General features: G+C 32.8%; 16 protein-coding genes. 7 read left to right on the forward strand and 9 right to left on the reverse strand.

All coding sequences use genetic code 11. From position 1 onward, the window contains the following. Position 1: 1 nt before the first annotated feature. Together rpoD and AAGD36_RS04580 are read left to right on the forward strand one after the other, a co-directional pair. Positions 2-1,918 (forward strand): RNA polymerase sigma factor RpoD, encoded by a 1,917-nt coding sequence (gene rpoD / locus AAGD36_RS04575; RefSeq protein ID WP_341755117.1) that lies wholly within the window; start codon positions 2-4, stop codon positions 1,916-1,918. Positions 1,919-1,967: 49 nt separating this feature from the next. Further along, positions 1,968-2,156 carry a hypothetical protein gene (locus AAGD36_RS04580; RefSeq protein ID WP_341755118.1) on the forward strand — a complete coding sequence of 63 codons (189 nt, stop codon included), beginning with the start codon at positions 1,968-1,970 and terminating at the stop codon, positions 2,154-2,156. Here AAGD36_RS04580 and recO read toward each other — a convergent pair. The 4 genes from recO to lepB are packed head-to-tail and all read right to left on the reverse strand — an operon-like array spanning position 2,093 to position 5,229. Then, the gene (gene recO, locus AAGD36_RS04585) at positions 2,093-2,806 is read right to left on the reverse strand and encodes a DNA repair protein RecO (protein ID WP_341755119.1); all 714 of its coding nucleotides are present in this window, start codon (positions 2,804-2,806) and stop codon (positions 2,093-2,095) included. The genes AAGD36_RS04580 and recO overlap by 64 nt on opposite strands. Before the next feature lie 2 nt (positions 2,807-2,808). Further along, positions 2,809-3,702: a GTPase Era gene (gene era, locus AAGD36_RS04590; protein WP_341755120.1), complete on the reverse strand. Its 894-nt coding sequence runs from the start codon at positions 3,700-3,702 to the stop codon at positions 2,809-2,811. A gap of 26 nt (positions 3,703-3,728) precedes the next feature. After that, a complete protein-coding gene (rnc, locus tag AAGD36_RS04595) occupies positions 3,729-4,439 on the reverse strand; it encodes a ribonuclease III (RefSeq protein WP_341755121.1) in 711 nt (236 codons plus the stop codon). Continuing rightward, entirely contained in the window at positions 4,426-5,229 is an 804-nt protein-coding gene (lepB, locus tag AAGD36_RS04600) for a signal peptidase I (RefSeq protein ID WP_341755122.1), read from the reverse strand. Before lepB ends, rnc begins: the two co-directional genes overlap by 14 nt. Positions 5,230-5,907: 678 nt before the next feature. On the opposite strand from lepB, the gene AAGD36_RS04610 reads away from it, so the two are divergent. Genes AAGD36_RS04610 through AAGD36_RS04620 form a run of 3 tightly spaced genes read left to right on the forward strand, consistent with a single transcriptional unit; the run spans position 5,908 to position 9,216 of the window. Next, positions 5,908-6,093 carry a hypothetical protein gene (locus AAGD36_RS04610; RefSeq protein WP_341755123.1) on the forward strand — a complete coding sequence of 62 codons (186 nt, stop codon included), beginning with the start codon at positions 5,908-5,910 and terminating at the stop codon, positions 6,091-6,093. Between the two features lie 29 nt (positions 6,094-6,122). Then, positions 6,123-7,394, forward strand: coding sequence for an HlyC/CorC family transporter (locus AAGD36_RS04615; protein ID WP_341755124.1), 1,272 nt, complete (start codon positions 6,123-6,125; stop codon positions 7,392-7,394). Beyond that, positions 7,387-9,216, forward strand: a complete 1,830-nt coding sequence (locus AAGD36_RS04620) for a heme lyase CcmF/NrfE family subunit (RefSeq protein ID WP_410521251.1) — start codon at positions 7,387-7,389, stop codon at positions 9,214-9,216. Before AAGD36_RS04615 ends, AAGD36_RS04620 begins: the two co-directional genes overlap by 8 nt. Positions 9,217-9,226: 10 nt before the next feature. On the opposite strand, the gene prfB is transcribed toward AAGD36_RS04620, so the two are convergent. Beyond that, positions 9,227-10,337, reverse strand: a protein-coding gene (gene prfB, locus AAGD36_RS04625; RefSeq protein WP_341755126.1) for a peptide chain release factor 2 whose coding sequence is annotated in 2 segments (ribosomal slippage) — positions 9,227-10,267 and positions 10,269-10,337 — 1,110 coding nt in all. Because the reading frame shifts where the segments join, the coding sequence is not laid out codon by codon here. An 83-nt stretch (positions 10,338-10,420) separates the two neighbouring features. On the opposite strand from prfB, the gene lepA reads away from it, so the two are divergent. Then, positions 10,421-12,223: a translation elongation factor 4 gene (lepA, locus tag AAGD36_RS04630; RefSeq protein ID WP_341747361.1), complete on the forward strand. Its 1,803-nt coding sequence runs from the start codon at positions 10,421-10,423 to the stop codon at positions 12,221-12,223. 439 nt (positions 12,224-12,662) lie between these two features. Then, the gene (locus tag AAGD36_RS04635) at positions 12,663-12,830 is read left to right on the forward strand and encodes a hypothetical protein (RefSeq protein WP_341752178.1); all 168 of its coding nucleotides are present in this window, start codon (positions 12,663-12,665) and stop codon (positions 12,828-12,830) included. 220 nt (positions 12,831-13,050) lie between these two features. Here AAGD36_RS04635 and AAGD36_RS04640 read toward each other — a convergent pair whose 3' ends face one another. From AAGD36_RS04640 to ftsA, 4 genes are all read right to left on the reverse strand, one after another. Continuing rightward, positions 13,051-13,881: an SDR family oxidoreductase gene (locus AAGD36_RS04640; protein WP_341755127.1), complete on the reverse strand. Its 831-nt coding sequence runs from the start codon at positions 13,879-13,881 to the stop codon at positions 13,051-13,053. A 1-nt stretch (position 13,882) separates the two neighbouring features. Next, entirely contained in the window at positions 13,883-14,026 is a 144-nt protein-coding gene (locus AAGD36_RS04645) for a hypothetical protein (protein WP_341752180.1), read from the reverse strand. Between the two features lie 55 nt (positions 14,027-14,081). Continuing rightward, on the reverse strand, positions 14,082-15,344 hold the full coding sequence (gene clpX, locus AAGD36_RS04650; protein ID WP_341755128.1) for an ATP-dependent Clp protease ATP-binding subunit ClpX: 1,263 nt from the start codon (positions 15,342-15,344) through the stop codon (positions 14,082-14,084). Between the two features lie 231 nt (positions 15,345-15,575). Then, positions 15,576-16,814 (reverse strand): cell division protein FtsA, encoded by a 1,239-nt coding sequence (ftsA, locus tag AAGD36_RS04655; protein ID WP_341755129.1) that lies wholly within the window; start codon positions 16,812-16,814, stop codon positions 15,576-15,578. Positions 16,815-16,817 lie beyond the last annotated feature (3 nt).

Here is a 16,817-nt window from a genome sequence, read left to right on the forward strand (position 1 = left end):
TATGACAGAAGCAAAAGAGAAAATAGATGTAAAAAGTACTGCAGTTGATAACCTAGTTAAAACAGCTAAAGAAAAAGGCACTGCAGTCACTTATTATGATCTAAATAAAGTCATTCCAATGACTAATAATATATCAGTAAAAGATCTAGAAAAGGTAATATCAAAGTTTTCTGAGGCTGGAGTTGATATTATAGAAGGTGATGATGACGAGATCAAACTTGATATTAATGTAGATGATGAATTTAAACTGTCTAATAATGTTGATCGTGAGCCTGAAGACGAAAGTGAAGAAGAAAACTTAGGTACAACCGATGATCCAGTAAGGTTATATTTACGAGACATGGGAGGAGTTGGGCTTTTTTCTCGTGAGACTGAAATAGAAGTAGCCCAAGATATTGAAGAAGGCAAAGAGATAATGGTTAAGTCACTTTGTGAAAATCCAATATCGATGAAATTCTTTATAAAATGGCATGAAGATTTAGTTAATGAAAAAATACTACTCCGAGATTTGATTGATCTAGAAGCTAATATGGTTAACGGGGATGATAGTAATTCTGAAGAGAATCAAAATAATTATATAGAATCAGATCATGAAGAACATGAAGAAGCTAGTAATTTATCAATAGCTACTATTGAGTTACAGTTATTACCTAGTGTTGTCAAGCGTATGGAAAGAGTTTCTAGACTTTCTGAAGAGTTGTTAATTGAAGCAAAAAAACATTACACACGTTATCCTCAACCTAAGGGATTGCATGATAACAAAAAATATGCCAAGAATCTACAATTACTAATTATTGAAATTTCTAGTATCCATTTTCACTCTAAAAGGACAGAAGAAATTCTTAATAGAATATATAGTCTAAATAGAGAATTAATAACTAAAGAAGGGAACTTCCTTAAATTAGCTGAAAAATATGGCATAAGTCGTCAGAACTTCCTAAATGAATATATGGGAGCAGTAATTGATGAAAACTGGAAAAGGCAAATGCAAAAAAACAAGCAATCTAATTGGAAGAATTTCCTTGCTAAAGAATCTGATGCTATTGATCAAATGATTAGTGAATTAAAAACCATGGAAATGACTATTGGTTTGCCAATTATTGAATTTAAAAAGTTAGTGCATACAATACAAAAGGGTGAAAGACAAGTCCTTAGGGCAAAAAAAGCTATGATAGAGGCTAATTTGCGTCTAGTTATCTCAATTGCTAAAAAATATGCAAATCGTGGATTACAGTTTTTAGATTTAATTCAGGAAGGAAATATTGGGTTAATGAAGGCTGTTGATAAATTTGATTATCGTAGGGGATATAAATTTTCCACTTATGCTACTTGGTGGATTAGGCAAGCTATTACTAGAGCTATAGCTGATCAAGCTAGAACCATACGTATTCCCGTGCATATGATTGAAACGATCAATAAAATTATTCGTACCTCTAGGCAAATGCTTAACGAGCTAGGTTATGAACCGACTCCGGCAGAAATTGCTGCTCGCCTTTCTATGCCAGTTGATAAAGTACGAAAAGTAATGAAAATAGCTAAAGAACCAATTAGCTTAGAAAATCCAATAGGCGATGATGATGGTAGTTATCTTGGAGACTTTATTGAAGACAAAAATGCTATATTACCGCTTGACGCAGCAATTCAATCAAACTTACGAGAGGTCACAACTAGAGTTTTAGCAACTCTTACTCCTCGTGAAGAAAGAGTTCTAAGAATGAGATTTGGTATAGGAATGAGTACCGATCATACACTAGAAGAAGTTGGACAACAATTCAACGTTACTAGGGAACGTATTAGGCAAATAGAGTCCAAAGCACTACGCAAATTGAAGCATCCGACTAGATCTAAAAAACTTAGTAGTTTTCGGGGTGGTTCTAGAAAGCAAAACAATTCTTCAGAATCTGCTTTTGGAGGATGATTTTCTATAGATTTTATTTTATGTGAGTGTTGCAAATCGAATAATAGACTTGCTGCATAAATCAAAGATAGTTGAGGGATTTTTAGGAGAAACGAAGCCGAGCACCGCAGCGTACACAGACGTACGTGAGGAGCGGAGGCGAGTTTCGACGACAAAATCACCAACTAGATTGACTTATGCAGTAAGTCTAATATATTCTATGAAATTCTCTCGTGCATGTAGTTGTTGTTGGTTGTGAAAGAAATACCGGTTAAAAAAATATGTAGTTAAATTAAAAGCTTGTTTTTTATCATTATTAGTAATTTGGCTATTAGTGGAGGTTAAGAATTGTGGTAAGATTAGAAGCCTGTCTTGATATGGTAATCCCTCTGATAAGCATACAGCTCTTCCAGATTTTGGCGAGACGTAAGATAGATTTTCCCTAGTACCTGTTACTGCACATTTATGCAAATCAAGACCATAACCTGATTCTTGAAGTATGGCTAATTCAAATTTAATATATTCCTCAAAAATAAAATTATTTGCTAGACTACTTAAATATTTTACAAAAATTGGAAAAAATTTATTGTGATTTTCTCTTTCATGAAATGCCATCTTAATAAGGCTAATAATTGAATTAAAAGCGTAAAGCTTAATTTTATTAGTTATTAAAAGACCAGCGTAAGATTTTATTAATTCGCATTTAGCCATTCCTAGATGCTCGTGTAATCTAGCTTGCCAAAAAAAATCAACAATATTACCTTGTTGATTTACAGAACCAAATTTTTTAGATGTTTCTCGTATTACACCGGAATATAAGCCATGATTCTCAGTAAAAACTGTAATAATAGCCGTATTTTCTTTTAGTGGTTTTTTGGCAATTATTATACCTATATCTTTAAAATTCATATTTAAACTTGTTTCAATCTCATATGGCTATATGAGTGCGGATCATTTTCCCAAAGCTCACGTACTTTCACAAAAAGGAAAAGATGAATTTTACAATCAAAAGCTAGCTGCATCTCTATTCTTGCCTTAGATCCTATTTCTTTAATTTTACAACCATTGTTTCCTAAAATAATAGCCTTATAAGAATTCTTTGAAACCACTATTACTTGATGAATTTTGATAGACTTATCATTGTTCTCCTGCCACATTTCAGTTTGAACTGTTAAATTATAAGGTAATTCTTGGTGGAGATTCAAGAATAATTGTTCCCTAGTGATCTCAGCTGCTAAAAACCGCATAGGTAGGTTAGTAATATCATCTTCTTCGTACAGCCAAGGCGACAGCTTCGCTTGCCTTTGTATGTAACTTAGTAGGTTATTGATATTTTTGCCGTTTAAAACGGATATCTTAAATATATTGGCATCTATGTACTGAGACCTTATAACATTTTCTATTTCTTCTATATATTTAGAAGGAATATCGATCTTATTTAACAAAAATATTAAGTTTATCTTAAAAGTTTGTAATTTTTTCAGTATTTGTAAAGTAAATTGGTCTATAGGTTTCGTACTATCTATTATCAATAAAACTAAATCTACACCATGCAAACTTGACCATGCACACCGTACCATTGCTTTTTCCAGCTGTTTCTTTGGCTCGAATATACCTGGCGTATCTAATATTATCAGCTGCGTATCTTTTATGGTAACTATTCCGGTTATAATAGAGCGGGTTGTCTGAACTTTATTCGTTACTATCGATATTTTTTGTCCTATAAGTTTGTTTAATAATGATGATTTACCAGCATTTGGTTTGCCGATTATACATAGAGAAATTGTCTTTTGAGATATTTTCACGGATTAAACTTTACAACTTTACAACTTTACAAATTGTTGAGGTAGTTCATTAATTTACGAGCAGCAACTTTTTCTGCTTCTTTAACTGAATGACCAGTACCAGTTTGTTGGTAGGCTTCCATTTTTACTAATACAGTGAAGATAGATGCGTGTGGTGATCCTTCTCTTTTTATCACTTCATACACGGGTCTTTCAATTCCCTTTCTTTGTGCTAATTCCTGAAGAGTAGTTTTAGGGTCATAATCAGCTAAATCAGTAATAGATATAAACTCATACCACAAATTATATACTATTTTTTGGGTCGTATCAATGTTACTATCAAGATAAATGGCAGCAATTAATGCTTCCATAGTATTCTCAATATTATTAGGATTTTGCCTTCCCCCTAATACTTCCTCGCCATGGGTCATAATAATATAGTCTGACAAATTGATTTTTGCAGCTACTTTGCAAAGTGATTCTTTACAGACTAGATATGCTCTAATTTTTGCTAATTTCCCCTCATCATAAGTAGAGAAATTTTTAAATAAAATTTCAGTAATGATAAAATTAATTATTGCATCACCAAGTAATTCTAAACGTTCATAGTTTTTTTGAATTCCATGCTTTAGTACATGTTGCTTAAGAGAAGGATGACTTAACGCTTCAAGTAAAATATCTTTATTATTAAAATTATATCCTATATCTTGTTCAAGCTTCTCCGGAGCAGAAAGAGCTGATTCTTTACTTGTTATCATTTTGTATTTTATCTGTATAAAGGGACGTAAATATTCTGTTAAATCTAATAGATGCCAGCCAAGTACCAACACGGAGTATTTGATTAATTATCCCAATATCATTTTGCCATAATTCTTCTTTTGTAGAAAAAATAATAAATTGTCCTTTGGCAATAAAGTTTTTAAACGGTACAAATCCTAGGTCTATCCTACTATCATTCGATTCATCTCTGTTATCTCCAAGAAAGAAATACTTACCTTCAGGTACATAAAAGCTTTCCGTATTACCATATTTATTTACTAATGAATGATTATTTTGTTTTAATTTATAAGAAAAATAACTTACACCATTAGGTAACATTTCCTTATATTTTATATAATTTTTTCCTTCTTCACTTGTATATGTACCAATTTCAGTGCGTTCTATGGCTTTATCATTTATATACACTACATCATTGATTAATTGTACTTTATCTCCAGGTAGCCCCATTAATCTTTTTATAAATCGAATATCCATATTATTTGGTGGGCGAAAAACTATTATATCTCCTCTTTGTGGCTGTGACGCCCATATTCTCCCATTAAAAATATTGGGACTAAAAGGAAAAGAATAATTACTATATCCATAAGAATATTTTGTTGAAAAAATATAATCATTCTCTAGCACTGTTGCTTTCATTGAACCTGTTGGCACAAAAAAAAGTTCCATGACAAAAAATCTTATCATCAGTGCCAAAAATATTGTAAAGATAAAAGAAGTATATTCTTTAATTTGTGTTTTTTTGTTGGTAACCACAGTTGTTGTTTGCATAATTATTATTTAATAACGAACTAAATTCAGCCTACAATACCTTATTACTATGTTTAAATCCAGCAATTTTTGAATCGCCCCTAGTTCATGTATGGATCTACCCTATAATGCAAGAAAAAAATAACGTCAATAGCAAAAAAGCAAATGCAGCCATGTATCCGGCTTATAGCAAAGTGAATTTTATTAATATTTTCAATAATACAGATAAAATTTACTCTACAACCCTGATGGAATTCGCTGGCTTACAAACTATACTTATCAACTAGTCGCCTTCAAAGAGCCATTGGATAAATCAGTTTTTTTGTAAGCTAAGGTTGTCTTATTTACCATCATTATCATTTTCTTTCGCATATTCTAGGTTGGAATCTCTTAATATTCTGTTTACCTCTACAATGACCTCTTTCGAAACTCGCTTGTGCTGAGGGATTTGAAGGAGACGCGGAACGCAGAACCGCAGCATACTCTAATGTACGTGAGGATTCGAGTACCGCATCGACGTACAAATCACCAGCAAAAGTAGAGTTTCGAAAGAAGTCTAATGTTATTTCATTACATCAGTTGATTAGTTAACCTGAGTTCGATATAAGTGTAGAAGGATTATATAAAGATATACGGGTTGCAGTGTAGTGGGAAGTGAATTAAAGTTACTAATTTTAACTGACAATTAAAGAGGTAACTATGTTGGCTTCCCTAGAGGAAATATTCTGTTCAATTGATGATTTTTGTAAGTATTTTGATAAAAATAATCAAAATTATTTTTTAGCAAATTCAGTCAAGAAAAGAAATAAGCCCTGTAGCATGAGTTTAAGGCAAGAGCATAATAAAAAAGTATTAGGGGAATTGCACAGTTGCCAATATAATTAGATTTACGCTAATAATTTATACAAGGATCAATGACTATTTTTTTGACAATAATTATTGTTCTAATGATAGGATGTGCCGCACTGCTTTCAGCTACTGAAACGGCCATCACCGCGTCTTCTCCGGGGAAAATACAAAAGTTTAAGGCAAAAGCTATTAAACGTAACACTGTATTACAAGTTCTCAAGAATAAAGAAAAAGTAATTGGCACATTATTGATTGGTAATACTCTGCTTAATACTGTTTGCACTACCATTGCTACCAGTATATTTATCGATTGGCTAGGTGATAGTGGCACTGTCGTAGCTTCAGCAGTGATGGCTTTCGTGATAATTGTTTTCGGCGAGATAATACCTAAAGCTATTGCTGTAGCAAAAGCAGAACAGTTAGCATTATTCACTTCTCCAGCAATTATATTTTTCCTAAAGCTTTTGAAACCAATTAATTCTATTTTTGAAGTTATAGTTAAGCTGTTCTGTTTTATTTTCCGTATTAATCTACAACAAAATATCTCGGGAGCAGAAGAAGTCAGAGGAGTTATTGAACATTATCATCAAGAAGGTAATGTTTATAAATCTGACCGTGACATGTTAGGGGGTATATTAGATATTAGAAAAATGACAGTATCTGAAATTATGATACATAGAAGTAACATAGTAGCCATTAATGTAGATTTGCCTAAAGAGGAGATAGTGAGGCGAGCATTATTATCTAGCCCCCATACAAGAATACCATTATGGAAGGACACTCAGGACAACATAATTGGCGTACTTCACATGAGAGATCTACTCCGGGCTCTTTATGAAAAAAATAACGATGCAAAAAAAATTAATATCAAAGAATTAGTAAATCAGCCTTGGTTTATACCTGATAATGCTTTGGTAACTCATCAACTTCATGCTTTTAGAGAAAGAAAGAGCCATTTTGCCTGTGTTGTTGACGAATATGGTGATCTACAAGGTATTATTACTCTAGAAGATATTCTAGAAGAGATTGTTGGTCCTATTATCGATGAGCATGATTATCCTATTAACACAATTGTAAAAAAATCTGATGAGGAGTTTATTATTGATGGATCTGTAACCATAAGAGATGTAAATAGAGAATTAAATTGGAGTCTACCTGATGATGACGCAAATACCATAGCTGGCTTAATTATCCATAAACTTGAGCGTATTCCCAATCAAGGAGAATCTATCAAGATATTTAATTTAAGTATCACTATTAACAAAAAAATAGGTAACAGACTTGATAGCATAAAAGTCATTATTCTACCAAATAAAGAATCTGAAAGTGATAAGTAGTCTTGGCAATTATTTACAAATATCTGCAATTTTATTCAGCATACTAACAGTTGTTAGTTCTTTATATTTATATCGTTCTGCTACTTTTTTTTTCTATCTTAGTTTCCTGTCAACATTATTATCTTTCTTGCTATTAGTATATGGATTTATCATATCGGATTTTTCTATACAGAATGTTTTTTTTAATTCTAGTACATTAAAGCCTCTAGGATTTAAGATTGCTGCTAGTTGGGCGAGTCATGAGGGGTCTATCCTATTATGGCTATGTTTATTGCAAACTATAGCTGTTATTTATATTGCACTATTCAATAGCCGTCCAATTCAAGTCTATCACACAATTATACTAGCACTAATACAAATCTTGTTCGGTAGTTTCATTTATTTTACCTCTAACCCATTTGATAGCCTATCCTTCCGTCCCGCCCAGGGACTCGGCTTAAACCCCATGCTGCAAGATATTGCCCTAATAATACATCCCCCTATATTATATTTAGGCTATGTCTGTTACGTCGTACCTTTCACATCGGCTAGCGTTATGTTGCTCACCTCTAACTTAGATTTGGTTAATCTCAGAGCAATTAAAATATTTACCAATTTAGGAATGCTATTTTCAACCTTAGGAATAGCACTAGGATCATGGTGGGCGTATAGAGAGCTTGGCTGGGGTGGTTTCTGGTTTTTTGATCCAGTAGAAAATATTTCCCTACTACCATGGCTGTCGGCTATCGTTCTACATCACTCAATCTTGGTGACGATAAAATCTGGACGAATGACAAACTGGAGCATAACCCTATCAATTATCACTTTTTTACTAGTAGTATTTAGTACGTTTTTGGTACGCTCAGGGCTAATCACCTCAATCCATTCTTTTGCCTCATCACCTGAGCGAGCAATTTACATGTTGGTAATATTTGCTATTATTGCTATATCAAGTTTAGTTTTACTATTAGTAAAAGGACAAAATATCACTCAACCCGATCCAGCAGGATTAGACAAACATAAATTTAAGTACAAACTTATTATTTGGGGTAGTATATTTTTCTTAACAGCCCTAGTAATATTACTATGTGCCACCATTTACCCAGTAGTTTATTCTTTATTATACCAAGAATCTATTACCATTAGTGAAAGATTTTTTATCAATAATTTTATAATCTTCATTATTCCAACAGTTCTACTAGTTGGCATTGCTTATAATACCAGAAAAAAACAGCTACTAATTTTAGCTAGTTCTTTTGCAATAACTGTTATTAGCTCATACCAAATTCAGTATGGTTTTATTTCAGCATGTGCCGTGACATCTTCTCTTTTTCTAATAATACAAAATTGTTATTATATATTAGCAAAAAGCAATTTTTTTAGAACCAAACTAAAAGCTAATATTGCTATGATCTTAGGGCATTTAGGCTTTGGCTTACTTGTTTTAACTATTACTCTTAATTCATTATTACAAAGTGAAGTAGATTTTATAGGAAAAGTTGGAGACAAGGTAACAGCCGGTGGGTTTGAAGTTACCTTAAAAGATATGAGAGTATCCTCAGCCCAAAATTATTATCGGCAAATTGCTGAATTTTGGATTGAGGATCAACAAAATAATATCACCATCTTAAAGCCTGAGAATAGATTATATATAATAGAAAAACAACTATCCCAAGAAAGTAATATATATTCTTATTTAACTTATGATCTTTACGCAGTATTAAGTAAAATTGACGATGATGTAATTCATGCAAAAATATATTACAAACCGATGATGAGTCTTATTTGGCTATCTATTATGCTTACAGCAGGAGGAGTGTTAATCGGATTATTGAAAAAATGACAGTTTTTTCTTAATTACTAATATTACCAACACTCATTGATAGGCTGGCTGAAACGAATTTCTCTAAATCTCCGTCAAGTATCCCCTTAGTATCAGAAGTTTCATGGTTGGTACGTAAATCCTTAACCATCTGATAAGGCTGTAATACATAAGATCTTATTTGATGTCCCCAACCATTTTCAGTCTTGGATGCATTTTGTTCATTAATATCATCGGTACGTTTTTTTAACTCCGACTCATAAAGCCTTGCTTTAAGCATTTTCATAGCTTGTGCTTTATTTTTATGCTGCGATCTATCATTTTGGCACTGGGTTACGATATTAGTCGGTAAGTGGGTAATCCTTACTGCAGAATCGGTAGTGTTTACATGTTGCCCCCCAGCCCCGGAAGACCTATAAGTATCAATTCTAAGATCTTTTTCATCTATTGTAATGGAAATATCATCGTCAATTTCTGGATATACCCAACTGCTAGCAAAACTAGTCATCCTTTTACCTGCGGCATTAAAAGGTGATATCCTAACTAGCCTATGCACACCAGATTCTGTTCTAAACCAACCATATGCTTGGTAGCCATTAATTTTGATAGTACATGATTTTATTCCAGCTTCTTCGCCATTAATAAGATGAATAATTTCGCTTTTAAAACCCAGCCTTTCTGCGAAGCGTAAATACATACGCATCATAATTGATGCCCAGTCGTGGCTTTCTGTTCCTCCAGCTCCGGCGTTGATTTCTAGAAAGCAATTATTACTGTCAAATTCTCCAGAAAATAAACATTCAGTCTCAAATTTTCCGGCAATAATAGATAGTTTTCCTAAATCTTCTTGAACTTGCTGCAAAACTTGTTGATCATTTTCAGTAAATGCCAAATCCTCAAGTTCTAAACATTCCGTAAAATTAGACTGAAGTTGTTTAAACGAGTTAAGCTTGATATCTAGAAGTCTTTTTTCTTTTAGAATACTCGAGGCCTTCTCTTGATTATTCCACAGATCCGGATCTTCTGATATATTTTCTAGCTCTAGAAGCCTTTTGCTTGCGTTATCGAAATCAAAGAGACCTCCTGAGCAGCTCTAAAGACTGTTCAATTTTTTTTACATAATGTTCAATTTCAGCACGCATTATTAATTTTCCTACTATAAAATGGAATTTTATTATATAAAGATAAAACTTCTTTCTAATTTTAACATTATACCAAATATACCATGAATAATCAAAACTTTATCAGAAATTTTTCAATCATTGCTCATATTGATCATGGTAAGTCTACTCTAGCAGATAGATTAATTGAATATTGTGGGGGGTTGGCAGCTCGGGAAATGAGTCATCAGGTACTTGACTCAATGGACATAGAAAAAGAACGTGGTATCACTATCAAAGCACAGACTGTTAGATTAACTTACAAAGCAAGAAATGGTAATACCTACTATCTAAACCTAATGGATACTCCTGGTCATGTGGATTTCTCTTATGAGGTGAGTAGATCGTTAGCTGCTTGTGAAGGTTCTTTGTTAGTAGTGGATAGTAGCCAAGGTGTTGAGGCACAAACTCTAGCAAATGTTTATCAAGCGATCGATAATAATCATGAAATTATTCCAGTCCTAAATAAAATTGATCTACCAGCTGCTGATCCTGATAAAGTTAAGCAACAGATAGAGGACGTAATTGGCATAGATGCAAGCGATGCATTATTGATTTCTGCAAAAAGTGGTATAGGAATAGAGGAGGTACTGGAAGCAATTGTTAATAGGCTGCCATGTCCAAAAACTAATCAAACAGATATTCTAAAGGCATTATTGGTTGATAGCTGGTACGATTCTTACCTAGGGGTAGTAATTTTAGTTAGAGTTATCGATGGAGTTTTACGCAAGAATATGCGTATTAAAATGATGGCTACCAATTCTACTTATAATGTTGACAATGTTGGGTATTTTACTCCTAGAAAACATATATCAGATATTTTATACCCAGGAGAAATAGGCTTCTTTACTGCTTCAATAAAACAAGTTGCTGATTGTAAAGTTGGGGACACAATAACTGACGAGAAAAGACCTTGTCAGGAATCTCTGCCTGGTTTTAAGCCGCATTTACCGGTAGTGTTTTGTGGTTTATATCCTTCAGATGCTTCGCAATTTGAGCATTTAAAAGATTCTTTAGCTAAATTAAAACTTAACGATGCTAGCTTTGAATTTGAAGCAGAGAGTTCAACAGCCTTAGGTTTTGGCTTTCGCTGTGGGTTTTTAGGGTTACTACATCTTGAAATAGTACAAGAAAGATTGGAACGCGAATTTGACCTTGATATGATCACCACCGCTCCTAGTGTGATTTATAAGATTAATATGCGTGATGGAAATCAATTAGAAATACATAATCCAGCTGATTTGCCACCTGTGCAAAATATCGATTCAATGTTAGAGCCTTGGGTTAAGGCAACAATATTAGTACCAGATGAGTTTTTAGGTAATGTGTTATCTTTATGTACCGATAAAAGAGGGGTGCAGATTGAATTAACTTATGTAGCCGGTAGAGCTATGGTAATTTACCGATTACCGTTAAATGAGATAGTATTTGATTTTTATGATAAGTTAAAAAGTTATACAAAAGGCTATGCTAGCTTTGATTGGGAAATAGATGTTTATCAGGAAAGTGATTTAGTAAAATTATCTATTTTGGTTAATAGTGAGCCAGTTGATGCTTTATCTACTATAGTCCATCGTTCAAGATCAGAATATCGGGGGCGGGAGTTGTGTAAACGTCTTAGCGATTTAATTCCAAGGCAATTATTTCAGATCGCTATTCAAGCTGCTATTGGTAGTAGAATAATTGCTAGAGAAACTGTTAAAGCAATGCGTAAAGATGTCTTATCTAAATGCTACGGCGGTGATATAACTCGTAAGCGTAAATTACTGGAAAAACAAAAAGCTGGCAAAAAACGTATGCGTAATATTGGTAATGTTGAGATACCTCAATCTGCTTTTATAGCTGCTCTTAAAATAGGAGATGAGTGATATCACGCGACTTATCTTCGAGATGGATAGGATCAAAATTGTGCCATAAAACGAGGTTAGTATGCGGTGTATGGGATAGAAAATTAAATTTTCTTTACGGACTACATTTTATCATTTTGCAGATTTTGTCATTTGGGGCATTGTTAGATCAAATAAATTGAATAAATGTTGCTGAAGAGACGTTAATTTTGATAATCTTGCTACTTTACAACCTTTGATAGTGTAATATAAAAAACATATTTTTCCAACTCTCTTAATGCTTCATAACACATTTTTAAGATATAAGGTCTAATATAAATCTCAGGGTTTGTGGCTTATTGCTTCAAGCCACGCAAACCAGCAATAAAGCCTAATAAATTAAAAGCACAAAAATTGCTCCTTACGTTAAACTGAGGTTACTATACCAGTTTCTAATTATACCAAATATGTTTTTAAACAAATGATAGATGGTGGTAAAAGTTTGCAGGAAATCTTTGATTTAATTAGAGAAGAATTGCAACAAGAAGTTAGTAATGAAGCATTGTTGCATGAAGTAAAGGCTATATTCGCTCCATTTTTTATTACAGGAATTATGTTGCTTCATAACAAATCAGTGAAACTTTTTTAAAATATTAGTTACTCACCTTACACATAGCATTAAAAAGTCACAGGGGAGAAAACCCTTGGGACTTTTAATGCTATGCGTAAAAGATTCCTTTTGCGTTGAAATGTAGTAGATGTTATATTCTAGACTTTTGACGGAGCGACTATTTCTTTGACAAACAACAATCACTATCTGCCCAAAGTAGTTAGGCACGAGATAGTTTTATAGAATGTATGCTAAGAACCTAATAAGAAGTAGATTCACCGCCATCCAGTAGAATATTTGAGCCATTTATATGACTAGACTTATTTGAGAGCAAAAATACTACTAAATTTCCGAGATCTTCAGTTTCACCATAAGATTTCAAAGGTATAGAAGAGGTATCTTTTAATAATTGTTCCTCATATGAAATGTTATTTAAACTAGCCTTTTCTGTTATCATATTCTTATGATGTTGCGTTAAAATTGGTCCTGGGGAAATAGCGTTAACACGAATTTTACGTGTAGCAAACAAATGCATCAGATTTTTTATTTCTCCACTCCAAGCAAGTCGTACAACATTGGTATTAGGGTAGGCTGGTAGAAAATTCTTAGAACTACTACCTGAAATTACAACAATGCTACCATTATTATGAATTTTAGGGGCAAAAAAACGTACAACCTCAAGTGGAGCAATAAAAGTTTCCGCAAATACTTTAGTCCATTCGTCTTTACTAGGAATGTCATTTTTATTCAAGGATGGTCTTGGACCAATAAGCACAATTCCTTCGATAGAGGAAAGAGTAATTTTACTTGCCGCATTTTCTATAGTTTTAGTATCTGAAAAATCAATTATCAAGGTTCTAACTGTAATATTAGGGTATTTTTTTTGTAAATCCTTTTGCAAATTAGTTAGTTTATTATTGTTCCTACCAGATACTAGTAGATTATACCCTTCTGATGCTAGCACATCGCATATAGTTGAACCTAATGCACCGGTTGCTGCAGTAACAAGTATAGTACCATTTTGTTTGTGATCACTAGCATTACTGGAGAAATAAAATAGTAGGGTGAAAATAGTAATTAGAAGTTTCATATCAACAATCCTTTAATTTTGATAATAGATTATTTTTTAGTCCAGTTCTAGATGAATTATAACTCTTCTCTTCTAAACCATATTTATAGAACATTTTTACAATAACAAATATATTAATGTTATTAATAATAAGAAATCCTAACATGAACTTCAATATCTATATTAATGATCAGCTATATCAGAAATTAGAATACCTAGTACTAAACCGCCATACGTTTTTTCGTAGGTTTTACATAATTTTTTGGGGTAACTACTGGCTGAGCTGTACCATCTATAACATCTTTTGAAATATGTACATGCATTTTTTTCAGATTGGTAACATTATACATGCTGTCAAGTAGCAGTGTCTCAATTATCGATCTAAGACCTCTAGCTCCGGTTTTTCGTGCCAGCGCTTTCTCGGCTATTCCTTCTAAAGCATCATTATCAATTGATAGTTCAACATCGTCTAACTCAAATAATTTATGATATTGCTTGATAACAGCATTTTTGGGTTGAGTTAAAATTGCCACCAAAGATGCTTTGTCTAGGTCATCTAAAGTTGCTACTACTGGAAGCCTACCGATGAATTCTGGAATTAACCCAAACTTTACTAGATCTTCAATTTCTAATGATTTGAGTATTTCGCTGTGGTTTTTTTCTTGTTTTGATTGGACATTTGCCGCAAAACCAATCGAACTTTGAGCAGTACGGGCATTAATGATATTATCTATCCCCATGAAAGCTCCACCGCATATGAACAAAATATTGGAAGTATCTACTTGAACAAAATCTTGCTGTGGGTGTTTTCTGCCACCTTGGGGGGGAACAGAAGCAATAGTTCCTTCCATGATTTTAAGTAATGCTTGTTGGACTCCTTCTCCCGATACATCTCTTGTGATGGAAGGGTTTTCAGATTTTCTAGCGATTTTATCTACTTCATCTATATAAACAATGCCTCGTTGGGCTTTGGCTATATTAAAGTCTGCTGCTTGTAATAATCTTAGCAAGATATTTTCAACATCTTCACCAACATAGCCAGCTTCGGTTAAAGAAGTGGCGTCTGCCATAGTGAAAGGTACATCAAGAATCTTTGCTAAGGTTTGTGCCAAAAGGGTTTTACCAGAGCCAGTAGAACCAATAATTAGGATATTTGATTTATTTAATTCGACATCATTATTACCTGACTCGATATATTCTAATCGTTTATAGTGATTATATACCGCAACTGATAAAACTTTTTTTGCCTGATCTTGACCAATTACGTAATCATTAAGAGTAGAAAAAATTCTGTGTGGTGTTGGAATTAAAGAGGCAACTTGTTTAAGAGTTACTTTAGTCTCTTCTTTTATAATATCACGGCACAGTTCAATACATTCATTACAAATAAATACTGTTGGTCCAGCAATTAATTTTATTACTTCATATTGATTTTTACCACAAAAAGAACAGTTTAATTCTTTTTTTCCAACTTCCCCTGACATGATTCCGCTTTATTTAATTTATTAGTTTAATATAGCTTATATACATCTAATATAGATAAGTTATTTAGGTAAGTCTAATATATTTTCAAGACACGCGAACTTAGGATAAGAATTTGTCAATTCTTATATACTCAAATTCGGTGAAATTATAATTGCTTCGCTTACGCTCGCAATGACGTATTTTTTAATAATTCTAAAAAACTTGATTATCGAGTATTAGGCATTTTCTTTTCAAATATTCTCTTTTAGCCAAATTAGAAACTTTTTAAACCAACTAGTATCGTTATTATCATTAATATCAAAATTATTTTTTTGTATTTTTAAAGATTGATTTTTTACCATACCTATAGAAGTGGAGTATATATGGGGATTATAATCTTCAGCAAAACCTAATAAGACCTCTGGTTTACCAATTCGTACTTGTTTTTCAAAAATTTTGCTTGCCAGTTCTTTTACTCCTCGAAGCATTGCCCCACCGCCGGTAATAACAATGCGATAAGCGATCATATTGCCTGCAACAACTTTGTCATACTCTGCTTGAACCATCAATAATATTTCTTCTACTCTTGGATTAATGACAGATGCAAGATATTTTGAAGTAATTGTTGGTCTGCCGCTATCAGGAATCTCCATTTCAGAATCTTCTAAAATAATAACACTATCTTTATCAAAAGAAGATGGCATAGCATTACCATGAAGAATTTTAAGTTTTTCTGCAACATCAAGGCTTACTGAAAAGACTTTTGCTATGTCAGATGTAATATGAAAGCTACCTATATCTATGTAGCTTGTATATAGTAATTTACCTGAGACGAATACACCAAATGAGGTAGTTCTAGCACCCATATCAATTATAATAGAGCCAAGAGCTTTTTCATCTTCTGAAAGACAAGCAATTCCCGAAGCGTAAATTGCTAATATAATATTGTTTATTTCAACATGACATTTTGCAAAACAATTGGTAATATTCATCAGCATATTAGAATTTGCTGTAATAATATGTAATTCACACCCTAATTCTTTGCCAAACATCCCAACTGGGTCTTCAATAGCATTATTATCGTCAAGAATAAATTCTATAGGAAAATAATGAATAATTTCTTGGTCTTTAAGCTTGAACTCCAATAAGGCTTTTTTGATAAGTTTTTTGATATCTTGCTGTGAAATTGGCTGATTAGAAAGTTTTATTTTATTATTTATGTAATAAGACTTAGTGCCATAGCCTGTTAGTGATATAGTTATTTTTTTTATGTTTTTACCGCAATCTTTTTCTAATGCATAAATCGCCCCGACTATGCTATTTTCTGCCTCTTTTAAATCTAATATGACTCCTGATTTAATGCCTTTTGAGTAATACAGATTTTGGCTTATTATTTTTGCTTCCTCTCTTTTGTCAATATATGCCGCAATGCAAGCTATTTTACTACTACCAAGGTCAAGAGTAACAAAGTTAGACAATTTGGCTTTCATAAC

Source organism: Candidatus Tisiphia endosymbiont of Ptychoptera albimana, from assembly GCF_964026605.1.
In the GTDB taxonomy this organism is placed as follows: Bacteria; Pseudomonadota; Alphaproteobacteria; order Rickettsiales; family Rickettsiaceae; genus Tisiphia.